Genomic DNA, 18,762 nt, shown 5'->3' with positions numbered 1-18,762 from the left:
GGGCAAATATAGATTTTAAAGTGAAATTTACAAACATAATCATCGGTAAAATGCAATTTAATGCGATAAAGTGTATTTTTATATAGTGTAAAGTAAGAAAATGACTGGTGCTTAAGTCTTGATTTAGTAAGGGTTTTCTTGTGATTCGATTATAAAAACACAGGTTCTTCAAACTTAAAAATATGATATTGCACATAGTTAAAAAAGATGATTTTCTTGCTATTTAGTCTTGATGAGACTTAATTTTTGATGTTATTCAGCGATTTACTTTGAATAAATATCAAAATTTAAAGTATTTTAGTCATCATTTGTATAGTACCCGTCGTTCTAAATTTTCCACAACGGACATACGCCGTTTTCTTATTAAGCGCTTACTTTATAATTGCTATGAACTAAATAGGGATATTCGGATATAAATGAAAAATTGATTCCACTTCTATAAAATCTACAATCCGTGTAAATTAAATTTTTAAAAAAGTTGTTGAGATATAATTAATTGAATTGATTGAAAATATCAAAATGATATTTTAGAGGTGGATTTTATGTGAAATTCATAAAATAATAGATATAAAAAAACTCTCATGAATGAACATTGATATGCTCATATGAGAGTTTTATTCTGCTGAATTAGAAAACAATTCTAACTTCTTGTCACAGTATACGAATTAATAATGTTTTTTAACTGAAGCTTCAAATCTTCACCAGTATCATAGACCATTTGTTCATCAGAAGGGAATTGAATTTGTCTCTGGTTCAACAAATTTCTATCGTCTTTGTTTAAAGCTCTTCTATCGCCTTTATAAGTGCCAAAAATGTTTTCAAAAACAAATCCACTATCTACGGTAAACGTATCAATAGTTTGATTCTGTTTTAAGTCTTTGTAAACAACATTGGCAATAACTTGAGACGATTTAGTTTGTATAACCTCTGTAAACCTAGCTTTCACATTTACAATCTTGTCAATCTTTATGTCATTGCCGAGGCTATCTTTTTTTACATTGCCAGCACGATCTAATTGATATTCCCAGCCATCAACAATTTCTTGTTCTCTTAATATTTGACGTTCATTAACCCGTTCAGGTGATACAATGATTTGCTTTAATTGTAATTGCATGGCATAATCATAAGTTATAGATTTATCAGGAGTTGCGTGGTATGTTGTCCAGAATTGATCTAAACCATAGGTGTTAAAATCTAATAATTCCGCTTCTAATTGTTGTGGAATAATTTGCTGTGTGTGGTTTTGAATAGACACGTGGATATAATCCATTCCTTTTAGATGTGCTTCTGTTATTAAGCTTCGGTTTTCTTCAAAATTAGGATTAATACGTTCTATATAACTAAAGATGTCATGCGCTTCTCTTGCATTGTATTTATCATTTGAATCCAAAAGCGCTATGCCTTGGTTAATTAAATAGTCAGACGTTTTATATCTATAATCAACCAATTCAGAACTATAATCTTTAAATGTAAAATTGATGGTTTTACCGTCTATTTGTAAAGGCATTACACGTTTTATCGCGACTTGTCTAGCTTCCAAGTCCGAATACATATCATAAATTGTTTTGTATTGCTCTGGATTGCCATCTTTTTTAAGATGTTTTATAGTTTGTAAATCCTCTTCCAAAACTTTATTATATGCATCTTGAAGCATCACAATATAATCTTGCTTACGATTTTTATCTTTGTTATTTTCTAATTTTTCTAAAGCATCAGAAATAGCTTGGTCATAATTTCCTTGGCTAATGGCGCTCTCAATTTGTTTTTTGGCACTACAAGATACAAGTACCGTAACAAGGACTGATAATAGTAGAAGTCTTTTCATAATCTTGTGTTTTTATTGGTTATAAATCTCTAATTCCAATTATGATGCCAAAATATAAAACTTTCACCAAATGAAGGGATTAATGCTGTGTGAATAAGTAGTGTCGCAATGTTTTTTTTACTTAAAGAGATCTCGTAACCATATGAATAAAAATAAATTTCACTTCAGCTGACGGTTGTAACTCATTTATAATTTTGTTTCTTTGCAAATCAATAAAAAGTACATGTTTTACACGGAAGATGGTTGTTTTCATCCTATAGCAGATAACACATCGGAAACACTTCCGGAACAATTCACCTTTCCGTTTTATTATACATCACATCCACTTTGTGTTAAAGCTGCTGAGGAGCTAAAAACCTATCTAAATACACAATTAGATTTTGAGCATAATTTTGGTTTGTGTGAAAATAAATCAGGTATATCAATCGGAAAAATGTTTGGTGTGATGATCGTTGAAACTTTAGAAGGACAACTAGGTTATATCGCAGCATTTTCGGGGAAATTGGCGGAAACAAATCACCTTAAAGGATTTGTGCCACCTATATATGATACTTTAAATGAAGACGGTTTTTACAAACAAAACGAAGGTCAATTAAATATTTTGACCAAAGCGATTGAAAACTTAGAGCAGAATCCGGAATTAGATGAAATAAGGTTATGTATTGAGCAAATAAAAGAAGATAATGCTCAAAAAATTCAAGATTTTAAAAAACATATAAAAACTGAAAAACAAAAAAGGAAGCTCCGTAGAGTAGAAGTAGAGCATGAGCATCTATCAATAGCAGAGAACGAATCTTTTTTAGAGACACTGAAGCAACAAAGCATTAAAAATAATCTCGATTTAAAATATTTAAAGTTAAAATGTGAGGCTGAACTTGAAAAAGCGGAGCAGCGTTTACGGGAATTAACGCAGCCTATTGAGGATTTAAAACTAGAGCGAAAAACACGTTCTGCAGGTTTACAAAAACGAATTCACGAGCAGTATTGTTTTTTGAATGCAAAAGGAGATGTAAAAGATTTAATAGATATTTTTAAGACTACAGAATTAGGGAGACCTCCAGCAGCGGCAGGAGAATGTGCTGCTCCTAAATTATTTCAGTATGCTTATGAAAATGCTTTAAAACCTATTGCCATGGCTGAATTTTGGTGGGGAATAGCACCAAACACTGAAGTACGTCGTCATGGACAATTCTATCCCTCTTGTCGTAGCAGATGTGAACCTATTTTAGGCCATATGATGCAGGGTTTGGATGTGGAACCCAACCCAATTGAAACTGCAGGAGTATTTAATGGCGAGTTAAACATTATTTATGAAGATGATTTTCTCTTAGTTTTAAATAAGCCACATGAGTTTTTATCAGTACCAGGAAAAACCATAAAAGATTCGGTGTTAACACGAATGAAAACCTACTTACCTGAAGCTACAGGTCCTTTATTATTGCATCGTTTAGATATGTCTACATCAGGTTTGTTGGTTGTTGCTAAAAGTGAAAGAGCTCATAAACACCTTCAAAAACAATTTATTAACCGAACCATTAAAAAACGATATGTTGCGGTTTTAGATGGAGTTTTAGAAACAACAGAAGGTATTATAGATTTACCACTTCGAGTGGATTTAAATAACAGGCCTAGACAATTAGTGTGTTATGAACATGGTAAAAAAGCGACGACAAAATATGAGGTAGTTGAGGTCAAGGACCATAAAACTAGAATTCACTTTTATCCAATATCCGGTAGAACCCATCAATTGCGTGTCCATGCAGCGCATCACAAAGGTTTAAATTCTCCCATAGTTGGTGATGATTTATACGGTAGACTTGCCAACCGATTACACCTTCATGCAGAAACTTTAAGTTTTGAACATCCCATAAAGCGAGAGTGGGTTAGTTTTAGTTGTGAAGCTCCATTTTAAATGTTGAAAAGCGGAAACTTCTCAATGCGATTTTAGCTCCTGTCTTTTTGTTTTTTGTGAATGGTCTTTAGAAGAAAAGCTATTGCAAACCACAAATTTTATCCTAACTTTGTAAACCAACAACGCTTGGAAACTATGAACTCATTTCTACTTTTGAATTTAGGCGAAAATTAAAGATTTTTGCGCTGTGTTGAAGTCATTTTTGACTTGCATAGCATCGTTACGGAAGTAATAAATGATAAAAACATAGTGAAAAAGATTAATTTTTTAGCAACTTGAAAAGTTTAAATGAGTTCTATTTATGAGTCAAAAAGTATTACTTAACTCTAAGGAAGTCAACATTATCCTTCATAGATTGGCTTGTCAACTCATTGAAAATCACGATGATTTTTCTGAAACTGTTTTAATCGGAATTCAACCAAGAGGAAAATTTTTAGCTGATCGTTTAGCTCAAATTTTAACCGATGATTATAAGATTAAGAATATTCAACTCGGACATTTAGATATTACGTTTTTTAGAGATGACTTTAGAAGAGGAGACAAACCATTAGAAGCGAATACAACTATAATTAATTTTATTGTTGAAGATAAAAATGTCGTTTTTATAGACGATGTCTTATATACAGGTCGAAGCATTAGATCTGCACTTACTGCAATTCAATCTTTTGGAAGACCAAAGGATATTGAATTATTAACCTTAATTGATAGACGTTTTAGTAGACATTTACCTATTCAACCTAACTATAGAGGTAGACAGGTGGATGCTATTGATAATCAAAAGGTAATCGTGAAGTGGTTTGAAAATGAAGGAGAAGATGCCGTTTATTTAGTGGATAAATGAGAAAAATGAAGTTGAACTTGAAATCAAAGTTGAACTTGAATAAACAAGTAAACATAAAGGGAATTGCTAAAAGCTAATAGCTAATAGCCAAAAGCGAATAAAAGATGAGCGAATTAAGTGTCAATCACTTATTAGGAATTAAATATCTGACCAAACAAGATATCGACCTTATTTTTGAAACTGCCGATCAGTTTAAAGAGGTGATAAACAGACCCATTAAAAAAGTACCATCGCTTAGAGATATTACGATTGCAAATCTGTTTTTTGAAAATTCTACACGTACCAAATTATCTTTTGAATTGGCAGAAAAACGTTTGTCAGCAGATGTTATTAATTTTTCTGCATCGCAGTCATCCGTTAAAAAAGGGGAGACACTAATAGATACGGTTAATAACATTTTATCTATGAAAGTAGATATGGTGGTGATGCGTCACCCTAATCCTGGTGCAGGTGTATTTCTTTCAAAACATGTTAATGCAAGTATAATTAATGCTGGAGATGGAGCACATGAGCACCCGACTCAAGCCTTATTAGATTCCTATTCAATACGCGAGACATTAGGAAGTGTAAAAGGAAAAAATGTGGTCATTGTCGGTGATATTTTGCATAGTCGTGTGGCGTTGTCAAACATTTATGCCTTACAATTACAAGGAGCAAACGTTATGGTTTGTGGTCCTAAAACATTATTACCTAAATACATAAAGGACTTAGGCGTAAAAGTAGAAACCAATTTAAAAAAAGCCTTAGAATGGTGCGATGTTGCCAATATGCTCAGAGTACAAAATGAGCGTATGGACATCAGTTATTTTCCTTCAACACGAGAATATACCCAACAATTTGGCGTTAATAAAGAACTATTAGATAGCTTAAATAAAGAGATTGTAATTATGCATCCTGGACCAATTAATAGAGGAGTAGAAATTACAAGTGATGTTGCAGATTCTAAACAAGCCATTATCTTAAATCAAGTAGAAAATGGTGTTGCCGTTAGGATGGCAGTCATCTATTTGTTAGCTTCTAAGATAAAACAATAAGATATGATTATAGATAAAGATGGTAATGTTACCATAATTACTCAAGAAAAAGTTTCAATTGTTGATTTAGTTAAAAAAATTGAAGCAGATTACGATACCTATAAACACACACATTTAATCATCAACCTAACGAGTTTAGATCAAATATCGCTTCAAGATGTGATTGAGTTTTTACGTCTTAGTAATACGCATCGTAGTGATAAAAAATCGTTTGTTTTAGTGTCTGAAAAAGTAGATTTAAACGACATGCCAGATGAAATAGTTGTAGTGCCAACTATGCAAGAGGCTTTTGATATAATTGAAATGGAAGATATTGAGCGCGATTTAGACTTCTAAAAGTTGAGAAGTTTGTTGTTAAGTTGTAAAGTCGAAGGGTATATACAATTAACGAGAAACGACGAAACGACAATCTATTTTAAATGAAATTAACTATTCTCGGCTGTCACAGTGCCACTCCAAGTATTAACAGTAATCCTACAGCTCAAATTTTAGAGATTAAAAACCATATGTTTTTGATTGATTGTGGAGAAGGGACTCAAGTTGAACTAAGGAGAAATAAGATTAAGTTTTCGAGAATTAAGCATATTTTTATTTCCCACCTTCATGGCGATCATTATTTTGGGTTGGTGGGTTTGGTGAATACCTTTAGTCTTTTAACTCGGGAAACCGAACTTCATATTTATGCACCAAAAGGTTTAAAGGAAGTTATATTACTTCAAATGAAATTATCTTCAAGCTGGACGAAATATCCACTTATTTTTCATGAATTAAATTCAAATGAATCAGAATTAATTTATGAAGACGATAAAGTTGAAGTTTATACAATTCCTTTAAAACATCGGGTTTATACGAATGGGTTTCTTTTCAAAGAGAAGGAAAATGAGCGGAAAATTGACATAAATTTAGTCACTGAAGCTAATATAGATAAGGCCTATTTTAGAAAGTTAAAACAAGGGTTTGATGTCGAAAATGAAGATGGTGTTTTAATTAGTAATGCGAAAGTAACTAAAGACCCATTGCCACCAAAAAGTTATGCATTCTGTAGTGATACGGTTTACAATGAAGATATCATTCCTATTATAAAAGACTGTACCGTTTTGTATCATGAATCTACGTTTTTAGACAAAAACGAAGCACTTTGTATACCAACGAAACACAGTACTGCAAAACAAGCGGCTACGATTGCTAAAAAAGCCAATGTAGAGACTTTAATACTTGGCCATTATTCCACACGGTATAACGGTTACGAGGAATTTAAGTCGGAAGCCAAAACAGTTTTTGATAATGTGTTATTATCAAAAGATGGCAAGACCTTTAATTTTGATTAGTATCTTTTTTAAATTCTTTTAAATTCATAATCCATTCAATAGCTTGCTCTAAATTGTCGCAACGTTTCAGACTTTTACTGAAAAATTGTTTTTCTAAAGATGCGTTGAGGTAGCTAAAGTCAGAGTAAGTCACAATTGCAGAAGCAATAAATGCATCGTAATCATTATTGAAATCTACCCAAAGTTGCGGGTCAAACGAATATGAATTATAACGATTGGCTATGTAGCCTATTTTGTGACCTCTCAAAATTAAATCACTAAATCTAGAAATTAATTCACTAGCAATATGGTGATCCACATGAATACCTTCATTTAGTTCTGATAATAAGAAATATTCTGTCTCGTATAATGTTCCAAAAGAAAACTCTACTTTTTTGTAAGATAATAGCTTAGAATATTTACTGTCTTCAAACTTCATTTATGTTATTTAATCCTTAAATTTATAGTGAAATTTGCTGTAGAAAAAATTATAGAAGCATAAAATCTAAAAATAATACGTAATGAATGCAGACCTAGGTAATTATAGAAAATCTTACGAAAAAGGGGAATTGTTATTAAATAATGTCCCAGAAAATCCTATGGAGCTATTCCGAAACTGGTTTGTAGAAGTCGATACCCATTTTAATGTTGGTGAAACTAATGCCATGACAATTTCTACTATTGGATTAGATAGTTATCCAAAGAGTAGAGTAGTGCTGCTTAAAAAATACACGCACGAAGGCTTTATTTTTTATACAAATTATAAGAGTGAAAAGGGAAAAGCAATTTTAGAAAACCCTAATGTGTGTTTATCATTCTTTTGGCATTCGGCTGAACGACAAATTATAATAAAAGGTAAAGCGGAAAAAATTTCAGAAAACCTAAGTGATGGCTATTTTGAATCACGACCAAGAGGAAGCCAATTAGGAGCTGTTGTTTCTAATCAAAGTGAAGTGGTTGCTGATAGACAAGAATTAGAAACGAAACTAAAAGACTTAGAAATTAAATTTGAAGGTAAAGAAGTACAACGTCCTGAGCATTGGGGAGGATTCATAATTAAACCTGTAGAATTAGAATTTTGGCAAGGCAGACCCAACCGACTTCATGATAGAATTCGATATCAACTTCAAGAGGATTACAATTGGAAAATTGAACGCTTGGCACCGTAGTTATCAATGAGAATTAGATTAAGTCCAATCATCATTTTATTAGGGATCTCTATTATAATTGAGGTTTGTGGCTCTATTTATTATTTGCTCATTAATAATAATGGAGGTATGGCTTTGGCTGGTACTTTCTTTTTCTTGGGATTAATAGTTTCAATTTTCTTGGCGTTTATAGAACAATCTATTATCAAGAATTTAAAAATTAGTACGAATAAATTATGGATAATCGAAACTGTAATTATAATTATTTTGATCCTGTATTTTATTTTCACCAATTAATGTCATAGCAAAAGTTGATACAGAAATACCACAATTTAGTCGTGGAATTGATTTCGCTGAAACGCGTATTTATTCGCTGTAATACTCGTTTTTGAGCTTTAAAAATGTATTTCATCGATGTTTTGCATTAAAAATCGACTAACTACACGTTGTTTGTCGATTTTAACATTTCTTTAACAGTTTAGTTTCACTGTAAGGTTAATTTAGTAGTCCCAAACCTAAAGAACCTACATAATGAAAGTTACTAACCTCCTACAAGTAATGGCTTTTATTGCTATTATTAGCTTTACATCTTGTGCTACTGACTCTACTGAAGATGAAGCCCTAAATTCAATTGAAGTTCCTGTTGCACCTGTTGCAAAATCGATAGAAATAGAAATTATGGAACTTATTAATGCCTACAGAATTACTGAAGGATTGAGTTCGTTAGAGAATCACGAAACGGTTAAGGCGGTTGCATCCACGCATACAGATTATATGATTGAAGTTAACAATGTTTCTCACGATAATTTCTTCTTAAGAAAACAAAGTTTACAAGCTAATGCAAATGCTAACATGGTAACAGAGAACGTAGGTTATGGCTTTAGTTCTGCTGATGCTGTTGTAAATGCATGGATTGCGAGTCCTAGTCACAGAGAAAATATTGAAGGTGATTTTACGCATTTCGATGTTTCTGCTGAACAGAACAGTGCAGGGAAATGGTATTTTACCAATATCTTTATTAAACGCTAGTTACCGCTCTTCACAATAGTCTTTACTATTTTTCAAACACCACTTTTGTTTTTATAAAAGGAATTGCATAGTACTTCTTTTTAAGCACAGATTTTCGAGAATGCTTTGACCAATTATTTGAGTGGAAGCGTGTGAATTTTAATTGTTTTTCAGCATGTGTATGTAGAATGCTCGGCGTTGTTAAATACATTGAATTGGTAATTTCAACATGCGCTGGCTTTATAGTTTCAATACCTACGAAAATTCCATTTTTACCGAATGGTATAGGTTGATCTTCTAAATCTATTTTAAAATTCTTTGTGTGCTTTTCAGGCTTTATAATGATGTCTTCATAATAGATAAGTTCACCAGGAAAGCCATGGTCGTCTACATTATAAAAAGCTAGTCTATAATACGTTTGATATGTTTTATACATCTCAGAACTAGAATCTTTAAATTTTAATTCTACTTCAATTAATTTACCTCGACGCTGCTTTGTGTTTTCTATTAATGTGGCTGTTTCGTAACCAAAAGGAATCGATGTTGGGAATACTTGTTTTCGTTTACTTGTGGATAGACGCGTTTTCTGTTTTTCGTATACTTTTGTGTTACTTAAAATAAGAACTTCGGTAAGGGCTTCTAGTTTTGGCAATAGAGAAATGTTTAACACATAGTTATTTGTATTGTTGTAATCTGATAATGATATCCTTTGCTCTTGAAATCCTATTAAAGACACTACCAACGTATCCGAGGTCGCTACCCTTGAGATATCTAAATTAAATGCTCCATCTTCATTGGAATATACACCTATTTTAGTGTTTTTAATAACGAGGTTAGCATAGGCTAATTTAGTATTGCTTAGACTGTCTATAACTTGTCCACTTAGCGTTTGTGAATACATTGATACATGCGTTATGGCAATTAAGAGTAATACTATGATTTTCATTTAAACAATTATTAATGTTAGGCTAAAATTACTTTCTTTTGGTGCTTTACTATTAAAATGAATATATTTTTTTGCACAAAAAAAAAGAGTAAACTTATATAAGCTTACTCTTTTTCAATAATTAAAATTGTATTGACTATCTATCTTTATCAATTATATAGAAGTATGAACGTCTATTTAACTGATGCTCTTCCTCTGAACAGTCAGAATTATTTCCACAATCATTTAAAAGTTGTGTTTCACCATAACCAATGGCGCTTTCAATTCTTTCAGGACTTATGTCTCTTGATAAAAGGTAGTCTCTTGTAGATTTTGCACGTCGATCAGATAACTTTAAATTATATTTATCACGACCTCTACTATCGGTATGTGATTCTATTTTAATAATCATTTCTGGATGCTTGCGTAACACATCAACGATGTTCTCTAATTCATATTGCGCATCTGTTCGTATGTTAGATTTGTCAAAATCAAAGAATATTGGATTGATCACAATCTGATCTTCCTTAATTAATGGTCGCAATGATAAATCTAATGAATTCACCTTTTCATTTTCATTAGATGTCGTAATAGTGCCTTTATCATCTACATAGTCCGACTTAGACCCTAATATGGTATAGGTTTTACCGCATTCTACATCAAAAGTATAAGTTCCATCTTCTGCAGTTATTACTTCTTCTAATATTTTACCAGTTTCGTCAATAAGTTGAACTGTAACTCCACTTAAGATAATATCTGTTCTTGATTCTCTCGCAACACCTGCAATTTGCTGGTGACATTCAGTTACGGTATAGCTATATATGTCATCACTTCCTTTACCTCCTAATCGGTTAGAAGAGAAATAACCTTTTTGTGTTTCACTATTAATAAAATAAGCAAAGTCATCATAACCACTATTAAAAGGTGCACCAATATTAATTGGAGCTTTTGTAGCATCTCCTTGTAGAATGTTAGATTGAAAAATGTCTAAAAGGCCTAAATTTAAATGACCATCAGAAGAGAAGTAGAGGGTGTTATCGTTACTTACAAATGGAAACATCTCTCTACCTTCAGTATTGATTTCATCTCCTAAATTTTCAGGTTCACCGTAAGTACCATCTTCATTGATAGCTACTGAATAAATATCGGTTTGTCCTAAGCCACCGTCTCTATCTGATACAAAGAATAAGGTTTTGTTATCCGGACTCAATGCTGGGTGCCCCGTAGAATATAAATCATCATTAAAAGGTAACTCTTCAACATTATTCCATTGATTATCTACTAAAGTAGCTTTATAAATTTTCAGATGTGTTGTTCCTTCTTTATCGTATTTTAATCGATTACGTTTTGTTGTATTATCTCTAGTGAAATACATGGTTTCTCCATCGTTAGTTATAGCAATGGAAGCTTCGTGATAGTCTGTATTTAAATCGTCTGCATTAATTGTAGACGCGTCTCCATAAGACTGAGAGCCATCATCTTCATTTGTAACTTCTATTTGAAAAATATCTAAGAAAGGTTCTTTATTCCAATTATAAACTTTGCTGTCACTACTACTTGATGAAGCGAAATAAAGCGTATTATTATACATATAAGATCCGAAATCAGAATTTTCAGTATTGAAAGGTAAATTTTCAATGTGAACAATAAGGTCGTTATTCTTTGAAGTTAATTTATCAAAAATATCAACTTCATCAGGATCATAACCTTTAAGTCTACTATCTCCGTTTTGAGCCGCACTAAGTTTTTTAAACCATATATCGGCTTCTTCGTAATTTCCAATACTTCTTAACGATTGAATATATTTATAAATATACTCAGCTTCAATGTCACTGTGTTCAGCTAAGGCTTTCTCATACCAATATGCAGCTTTTTCTGAATCAGAATTATTGTAATAAGCATCACCTAAGCGTGTTAATACATGGGCGCTATTTGTTCCTTTTTCAACAGCTTTTTCATACAATTCAATGGCTTTTACATAGCCATAATTCTCAAAAAATTTATCTGCCAATTTTGTTTGGGCAAAAGAGAATGTAGTACTTAAAACTATAACGAACGCTAATATTTTGGTCTTCATAATTGGATCTTTTTAGAAATATCTAGGCGATTTAATACGTTTGCTTTTAAAGACTTCAAACATTAATAATACTTCGTGAGTACCACTAGTGTAAGGTCTTAAGTCTGAAATTGGATACTCATAAGCATAACCAATTCTTAATTGTTTTGATACTTGAAAATCAGCTATACCACCAATGGCTGCTGCATTTTCGTTGACACGATAAGCTCCTCCTAGCCACAGTTTATCATAGAATAGAAAGTTTGCTGACATATCGAAAGATAAAGGTGCGCCATTAGTAGCTTTTAATAATACAGATGGTTTTAATTTTGTGTTTTCACTTAAATCGAAAACGTATCCACCAGTAGCATAATAACTAATTCGTTCTAAAGCGACATAATCAACAGAGCCACTTTCACCATTATTGTAATCAGTATTTAATATTCTTGGTGCAGAAAGACCAAGATACCAACGCGTGGAATGTAAATATAAACCAGCACCAAAATTTGGACTCCAACGATTAGATACATCATTAAAAAATTGATCAGTTACAATTGAAGGATCAGTTAATAACTCTTCATCTAAGCTGTAATGTGTAAGCCCTCCTTTAATACCAAATGCTAATTTTACAGTTTCACTTGCTTTAATAGTATAAGAATAATCAGCGTAGAGATATGAGAAATTTTCATAACCGAGCTTATCATTAATAAAGGAAATTCCTAAACCCATGTTCTCGTTACGTAATGGAGAATGAATAGATAGCGTTTGTGTTTCTGGTCCACCATCTAAACCAACCCATTGACTTCTATGTAAACCTACGACACTTAGTGTTTCTCTACTTCCTGCGTATGCCGGATTAATAGAGATAGTGTTAAACATATACTGCGTAAATTGAGGTAACTGCTGAGCAAAAGCTGTAGAAACACTCAAAAATAGTATCGCAATACTTATAATTTTTGATAACTTCATTGGTTAAGTTTTTTGTTAATTTGTAGCTACGTAGATAGGACCAGCAATTGGCTCTAATCCACTATTTTTTAGGTTAATAATGTAATAATATGTACCAGTTGGGACTTTTCCAGAACTTCCAACAGAAGACCTGTGTGATTCACCACCCCAATCATTTAAATAATTGTTAGATTTATAGATCTCTGCACCCCAACGATTAAATATTTGAAGCTCAATTACAAATCCACAATCTTCTATTCCTGTAATTGTAAAAAATTCATTGTGAGCATCACCGTTAGCGGTAACTGCCTTAGATATTACGACATCATCTTCACCACATGCTAATACAACACAATCATCATCTAAAGTAACATTAACTTCGATATCGGCAGGACAAGAAGCATCGGCGATAGAATACATAAATGTGTACTCGCCAACGTCTGCAGAAGCTGGGTCAAATAAACTGCCATTCACAGTAGCATTACCAGAAACTACACTCCACGTTCCATTAGTGTCGAAGTCACCAGATAATAAATCGAATAAATCAATTTCAGAATCTTCTATACAAAGGTTGATATCTGTAGCCTGCATTGTATTTGTTAATTCTACTGCAATAGTTTGTGTAAATACCGCCTCGTTACCACAATCATCAGTAACCGTCCAAGTTCTAATGATATTATAATCTTCTGAGTTATTTGTTTGTGTCGATTCTTCACTGAAACTCACATCAATATCGTTAGAGCAAGAATCTTCAAAAACTAAGCTTGGTACTTCCGGTATATTATCACATAAAACATTTACCGTTTCTTCAAAAGCCGTAACTGATGTTGGTGCGGTATTATCTTGCACACTAATAATTTGTGTATGTATAGCATCGTTACCACAGTCGTCTGTTGCTGTCCAAGTACGCTCAATGATGTATTCTCCCATACAAGAACCATTAGTAATGTCCTCAGAAAATGTAACGTCTGCGGTTCCACAGTTATCCGTTGCAGTTAACGTTACTGCTTCTGGTACAGCATCACATTCTACTTCTAAATCCTCAGGTAATGTTTCATTAAAAGAAGGCGCTGTACTATCTTGAATGGTTATAGTTTGTACAAATGTTGTTGTGTTATCACAGTCATCGGTTAAAGACCATGTTCTTGTAATAACAGATGAGCTTGGGCACGTTCCGTCTGATACACTATCTGAATAAGTAGCTTCTAAATCCACTGCACAATTATCTGCTTCGTCCGTAACATCTCCTGTAATGGTAATGTCTGTAATATCTTCATCACATTCTATAGTGATATCTGCAGGCACTGAAAATGTTGGTGCCGTAGTATCTTGAATTGTTATCGTTTGAATAAATGTGGTTGTATTATCACAATCATCAGTTAATGTCCATGTTCTTGTAATTACAGAAGCACCAGGACAAGTACTATCTTCAATGCTATCTGTATATATGGCATCAAGATCAACAGCGCAATTATCCGCTTCATCAGTAACATCACCTGTAATTGAGACGTCAGTAATATCTACATCACATTCTATAGTGATATCTTCAGGACCAGTGAATGTTGGTGCCGTAGTATCTTGAACTGTTATCGTTTGAATAAATGTGGTTGTATTATCACAAGCGTCAGCTAAAGTCCATGTTCTTGTAATAATAGATGCTCCAGGACATGTTCCGTCTTCTATAGTATCTGAATAAATTGCTTCAAGATCAACCGTACAATTATCGGCTTCGTCAGTAACATTACCTGTTATAGAAAGGTCCGTGGCATCAACATCGCATTCAATAGTAATATCGGCAGGTCCAGTAAAAGTTGGAGCCGTAGTGTCTTGAACGGTAATGGTTTGCACTTGTGTTGTTGTGTTATCACAATCGTCAGTTAAAGACCACGTTCTAGAAATAACATAAGAACTAGGACAAGTTCCATCTGTAATAATATCCGTAAATGTCGCTTTAAGTTCAGTAGAACAGTTATCAGCTTCATCATTTACAAAACCAGTTATATTAAGGTCTGTAGAATCGTAATCACACTCTACTGTAATATCTTCTGGAACTGTGAAGGTTGGAACAACGTCATCAATTACAGAAATAGATTGTGCACATTCTGTACTATTTAAAACAGTAGTTTCATTAGTGTCAAGGATGCCATTTCCATTGGTGTCCTCATACGAAGTAATTGTATATACGCGTGTAATAGTTTGATTACATGTATTTTGGTTTATGCTGTTTTGAGCTGTAATAATGATTATACCACAAGCATCGTCACCAATGATTCCATCGGCATTACCTAAAGCTTCAAATTCATCAATAGTATATGTTGTCTGAGAAGGTATTTCTCCATAACATGATACCGTAGTTTCTTGGAACGTAGGACAGCTCACAATAAACTCACAACAGATTGCAGCTTCACCTGATAGTGTAACGGTATTACAAGAATTGGTGTCTTGAATATCAACAGTATAAGTTTGGTTCGCCGAAATAGCATCAGATGTCCAAGTGAAAGTGTCATCGTTATTATCTACCCATGTGCCAGGTTGCCCAATTCCACTAGCAGTAAAAGGAGCTGAACCTGTAAATGTTGCCACAATGGTATATGTTGTATTATCATCAGAACATATCGTTTCTTCAACAGTTTGTAATGTTATATCTGCATTCAATACGACTGTTACAGCTAAGCGTTCTAAACTCTCACAGCCTTCAGAAGACGTTTGAGTTGCATAATAAGTATTTCCGTCTATTAAAGCTTCAGATGCATCTATTGGAGTTGTTTCTTCTTCACTTGCATACCATTGTATAGTTTCACCTGTAGCATTTAAGTTAGCAATAGTAGGAGCACTTGATTCGCAAAATTCTTGATTTGTATTTCCCGTAGGTGCATCAAGCGTATTTAAATTAATAGTTATAGTAGCTACCATTGATGGTGTACCAATTATATCTGTAATTATGTAGTCTACAGAGGTTCCTGAGAATCCAGGTTCTGCTTCAAATGTTACAACACCAGAATTACTAACTGTAAATGTACCTTCACCAGGAATTGTAACTGTAGTTGTAAGTGAAGATGATACCGGGTCTACAAATTGTACGCTTGTAACATCAATTTCATAAGTTCCTGCAGAGTCATTATCTAAAACACTAATTTCTATCGGTGCATCGATCTCATCAGAAGTTACACAAATAGAGTCATCATTTGCCATAGGAATAATTAATTGAGAAGGACAACGTGCTCCGTCACCAGGTTCTATATCAATTAATTCACCATGAAGTGTAGCTACTAAATTTCCGGTATGTGGTAACGCTATTCTATAAATGTTTCCAGAAATATTGTTTGCAATGTACATGTTGCCAAGTGCATCCATGTAAGCCGTTCCAAAAGCGTTAGTTGTTTCTGAGCTTAAACCAGTAACTATACCAAGGTCATCTATAGTGTTAGTAGTTGTATTAAAACGAAGTAATTTTCTATTCGTTGTACTCGTTACCATATAGATGTTTCCATCCACAGGGCTAACTACGATATCATTAATGTTAACGTTATAGTTTAATAATGTTGATGATGTTAAATAGTTTGGACTCGTTGGATTCAAATCTATAGAAATGAATTTGTTTTCACCATATAAAAACAGAATACCATTTGCATTGATATCACCAGAACTGTAATCTCCGACTGTAAATGGTCCAACAATTGGAAGGAACTCTACATTGGCAGATGCATCAATTTTTACGATATTATTCGTGTTTTGTTGAATACCATAAATATTATTGTCTAAAATATTATAACCAATACCGTTAACAAATTGAGATTCAGATGGGTCTGAAATTAAAGGTGCTTTAATTAAAGTTTGCGCATGTGTTGCCAAATCGTAAGAATATAAACCAGAAACATAATCATTATTACTATCTCTGTCATTAACGATTATATAAGCAAAACCATCGTCACAATCAAAAGGGGTATTTAAACATTCTGCAGGAGAAGGTCCTGTTAATGCTATAGAACTACATTTATCTTGAATAGTTACATTGTAAATTTCAACAACACTTTCAATAGGGGCCGAAACCCAAGTTGTAGTACCATCACCATTATCTGTAAATGTTCCAGATTGGCCATCACCAGAAGCTGAAAAAGGAGCAGTACCTGTAAATGTGGCTTCAATTATGTATTCGGTTCCATGAACAACGGTACAGCTTGTTTCTTCAGGTGATACTAAAGCAATTTCACTACTAAAATTAACGGTAACCGCTAATCTTTCTGTACTTTCACAACCAGCAGTGCTTGTTTGAGAAGCATAATAAGTGTCACCATTATTTAAAACAGTATCTAAATCTAATGCGTTATCACTAGTTTGATTGGCGTACCATATAATATCATTTCCTGAAGCTACTAAATCAGCTACAGTTGCATTTTCACTTTCACAAAATTCTTGTGTTGCTGAACCCGATGGAGCTTCAGTATCATTTAAATTTATAGTTATAACTCCTGGTGTCGAAGTAAAACCTATAACATCAAGAATCGTATATTCAATAGAAGCACCTGTAAAACTAGCTAATGCTTGAAATGTCACTTCTCCATTAGATCCCAATGTAAATGTACCTTGACCAGAAATGGTGACGCTACTAGATGGTAACGACGTATCAGGGTCAATGAGTTGTACGGAATTTGAGTCAATAGCGTAAGTGCCTTCAGAATCATTATCAGCTACATTAAGTGTAATAGTTGTAGTTCCTGACGTGATACAAACACTATCTGCAATAGCAATTGGTTTAGTAGGTTGAGAAGGACAACGTGCGCCATCACCTGGACTTACTCCCGGTAAATTACTGTAGAAAGTAGCTGTTGTACCTCCTAAGTGAGGTGTTGCAATTTTATAAGTATTACCTGAAGAATTATTTGCAACATACATGTTACCTAAAGCATCCATGTAAGCGGTACCAAATGAATTAGTAGATTCAGATTGTAATCCTGAAACACTTCCTAAATTAGTAATGGTATTCGTAACAGGGTCAAATTCATATAGTGATCGCGAACCTGAACTTGTCAACATATATAATTTATTGTTAACAGGGCTAAAGGCCATATCATTAACAGAATTAGAATGTTGTAAAACAGTATTGGCTACTAAGTAATCTGGACTTGATGGGTTTAAGTCAATAGCTACAAATTTGCTGCTTCCAAATAAATATAAAATTCCATTCTCATCGATATCACCGGATGCATAATTGCTTCCTGTAAAACCTGTAATATCCAATAATTCTATATCCCCATTGCTATCAATTTTAACAACCTTACTGCTGCCTTGTAATATTCCATATAAGAAATTATCAATAACATTGTATCCAATGGCATTAATAAACTGAGACGTATTTGTTTCAGCAATTATAGGATCCTTAATTACACTTAGTGCATTTGTAGATAAATCAAAAGAATATAAGCCCGTAACGTTACCGTTAGAACTTGAAACATTTGTTAAAATGTATCCAAAACCATCATCACAACTAAAAGGAGCATTGGCTTCACCAATGTTTGCTTTTTGTAATTCTGTATAATTTGAAGGCTTGTGAAGCTTAAAAGCTTCATTTGTTGAACTGTAAATCTCTGACGGCACTTGAGTCTGAATTTTTAGTCCTTTTTTATTCGTTGGCAAAATAGTTTGACCAAAAGAGTAAAAGTTAACCAGAACTAAAGTCATGATAAGCACCAATCTCGTTAGAGACGTTCTAGGTGTTTTCGATTTGGGATTGTATAAATGTTTCATCTTAAGCTTTTTT

At 33.2% G+C, this 18,762-nt stretch carries 13 protein-coding genes; 7 read left to right on the top strand and 6 right to left on the bottom strand.

Going from position 1 to position 18,762, the window contains the following annotated elements:
* Positions 1 to 640 precede the first annotated feature (640 nt).
* Complete coding sequence (locus tag KO515_RS03195) at positions 641 to 1,825, bottom strand: hypothetical protein (protein WP_252723770.1); 1,185 nt, start codon at positions 1,823 to 1,825, stop codon at positions 641 to 643.
* A 223-nt stretch (positions 1,826 to 2,048) separates the two neighbouring features.
* Here KO515_RS03195 and KO515_RS03190 point away from each other — a divergent pair, with 223 nt between their 5' ends.
* The 5 genes from KO515_RS03190 (at position 2,049) to KO515_RS03170 (ending at position 6,940) form a co-directional block, all read left to right on the top strand.
* Positions 2,049 to 3,737, top strand: coding sequence for an RluA family pseudouridine synthase (locus KO515_RS03190; protein WP_215934941.1), 1,689 nt, complete (start codon positions 2,049 to 2,051; stop codon positions 3,735 to 3,737).
* A gap of 301 nt (positions 3,738 to 4,038) precedes the next feature.
* Positions 4,039 to 4,578, top strand: a complete 540-nt coding sequence (gene pyrR / locus KO515_RS03185) for a bifunctional pyr operon transcriptional regulator/uracil phosphoribosyltransferase PyrR (RefSeq protein WP_215934940.1) — start codon at positions 4,039 to 4,041, stop codon at positions 4,576 to 4,578.
* A gap of 104 nt (positions 4,579 to 4,682) precedes the next feature.
* On the top strand, positions 4,683 to 5,612 hold the full coding sequence (locus KO515_RS03180) for an aspartate carbamoyltransferase catalytic subunit (RefSeq protein ID WP_215934939.1): 930 nt from the start codon (positions 4,683 to 4,685) through the stop codon (positions 5,610 to 5,612).
* Positions 5,613 to 5,615: 3 nt separating this feature from the next.
* On the top strand, positions 5,616 to 5,948 hold the full coding sequence (locus KO515_RS03175; protein ID WP_215934938.1) for a ribonuclease Z: 333 nt from the start codon (positions 5,616 to 5,618) through the stop codon (positions 5,946 to 5,948).
* A gap of 83 nt (positions 5,949 to 6,031) precedes the next feature.
* The gene (locus KO515_RS03170) at positions 6,032 to 6,940 is read left to right on the top strand and encodes a ribonuclease Z (protein WP_215934937.1); all 909 of its coding nucleotides are present in this window, start codon (positions 6,032 to 6,034) and stop codon (positions 6,938 to 6,940) included.
* Here the strand turns inward: KO515_RS03170 and KO515_RS03165 are convergent.
* Positions 6,927 to 7,358, bottom strand: coding sequence for a hypothetical protein (locus KO515_RS03165; protein WP_215934936.1), 432 nt, complete (start codon positions 7,356 to 7,358; stop codon positions 6,927 to 6,929). The genes KO515_RS03170 and KO515_RS03165 overlap by 14 nt on opposite strands.
* 82 nt (positions 7,359 to 7,440) lie before the next feature.
* Here KO515_RS03165 and pdxH point away from each other — a divergent pair, with 82 nt between their 5' ends.
* Both pdxH and KO515_RS03155 read left to right on the top strand, forming a co-directional pair.
* Positions 7,441 to 8,088, top strand: coding sequence for a pyridoxamine 5'-phosphate oxidase (gene pdxH / locus KO515_RS03160; RefSeq protein WP_215934935.1), 648 nt, complete (start codon positions 7,441 to 7,443; stop codon positions 8,086 to 8,088).
* A gap of 510 nt (positions 8,089 to 8,598) precedes the next feature.
* On the top strand, positions 8,599 to 9,096 hold the full coding sequence (locus tag KO515_RS03155) for a CAP domain-containing protein (protein WP_215934934.1): 498 nt from the start codon (positions 8,599 to 8,601) through the stop codon (positions 9,094 to 9,096).
* A gap of 25 nt (positions 9,097 to 9,121) precedes the next feature.
* Here the strand turns inward: KO515_RS03155 and KO515_RS03150 are convergent, their stop codons facing one another.
* The 4 genes from KO515_RS03150 to KO515_RS03135 form a co-directional block, all read right to left on the bottom strand.
* The gene (locus KO515_RS03150) at positions 9,122 to 10,021 is read right to left on the bottom strand and encodes a carboxypeptidase-like regulatory domain-containing protein (protein WP_215934933.1); all 900 of its coding nucleotides are present in this window, start codon (positions 10,019 to 10,021) and stop codon (positions 9,122 to 9,124) included.
* Positions 10,022 to 10,157: 136 nt separating this feature from the next.
* On the bottom strand, positions 10,158 to 12,077 hold the full coding sequence (locus tag KO515_RS03145; protein WP_215934932.1) for an OmpA family protein: 1,920 nt from the start codon (positions 12,075 to 12,077) through the stop codon (positions 10,158 to 10,160).
* A gap of 12 nt (positions 12,078 to 12,089) precedes the next feature.
* Positions 12,090 to 13,025 (bottom strand): PorP/SprF family type IX secretion system membrane protein, encoded by a 936-nt coding sequence (locus KO515_RS03140; RefSeq protein WP_215934931.1) that lies wholly within the window; start codon positions 13,023 to 13,025, stop codon positions 12,090 to 12,092.
* 15 nt (positions 13,026 to 13,040) lie between these two features.
* Complete coding sequence (locus KO515_RS03135) at positions 13,041 to 18,749, bottom strand: DUF6923 family protein (protein WP_215934930.1); 5,709 nt, start codon at positions 18,747 to 18,749, stop codon at positions 13,041 to 13,043.
* Positions 18,750 to 18,762: the final 13 nt, after the last annotated feature.

Source organism: Winogradskyella psychrotolerans (assembly GCF_018860545.1).
Classification (GTDB): Bacteria; Bacteroidota; Bacteroidia; order Flavobacteriales; family Flavobacteriaceae; genus Winogradskyella; species Winogradskyella psychrotolerans_A.
This window is presented reverse-complemented; position numbering and strand designations above follow the sequence as displayed.

Bases quoted from the DNA above. Each gene is read 5' to 3' on its own strand.
- KO515_RS03175 (WP_215934938.1), top strand. From the start codon at position 5,616: ATGATTATAGATAAAGATGGTAATGTTACCATAATTACTCAAGAAAAA.
- KO515_RS03145 (WP_215934932.1), bottom strand. From the start codon at position 12,077: ATGAAGACCAAAATATTAGCGTTCGTTATAGTTTTAAGTACTACATTC.
- KO515_RS03140 (WP_215934931.1), bottom strand. From the start codon at position 13,025: ATGAAGTTATCAAAAATTATAAGTATTGCGATACTATTTTTGAGTGTT.
- KO515_RS03195 (WP_252723770.1), bottom strand. From the start codon at position 1,825: ATGAAAAGACTTCTACTATTATCAGTCCTTGTTACGGTACTTGTATCT.
- KO515_RS03180 (WP_215934939.1), top strand. From the start codon at position 4,683: ATGAGCGAATTAAGTGTCAATCACTTATTAGGAATTAAATATCTGACC.
- pyrR (WP_215934940.1), top strand. From the start codon at position 4,039: ATGAGTCAAAAAGTATTACTTAACTCTAAGGAAGTCAACATTATCCTT.
- KO515_RS03135 (WP_215934930.1), bottom strand. From the start codon at position 18,749: ATGAAACATTTATACAATCCCAAATCGAAAACACCTAGAACGTCTCTA.
- KO515_RS03155 (WP_215934934.1), top strand. From the start codon at position 8,599: ATGAAAGTTACTAACCTCCTACAAGTAATGGCTTTTATTGCTATTATT.
- KO515_RS03170 (WP_215934937.1), top strand. From the start codon at position 6,032: ATGAAATTAACTATTCTCGGCTGTCACAGTGCCACTCCAAGTATTAAC.
- KO515_RS03150 (WP_215934933.1), bottom strand. From the start codon at position 10,021: ATGAAAATCATAGTATTACTCTTAATTGCCATAACGCATGTATCAATG.
- KO515_RS03190 (WP_215934941.1), top strand. From the start codon at position 2,049: ATGTTTTACACGGAAGATGGTTGTTTTCATCCTATAGCAGATAACACA.
- pdxH (WP_215934935.1), top strand. From the start codon at position 7,441: ATGAATGCAGACCTAGGTAATTATAGAAAATCTTACGAAAAAGGGGAA.
- KO515_RS03165 (WP_215934936.1), bottom strand. From the start codon at position 7,358: ATGAAGTTTGAAGACAGTAAATATTCTAAGCTATTATCTTACAAAAAA.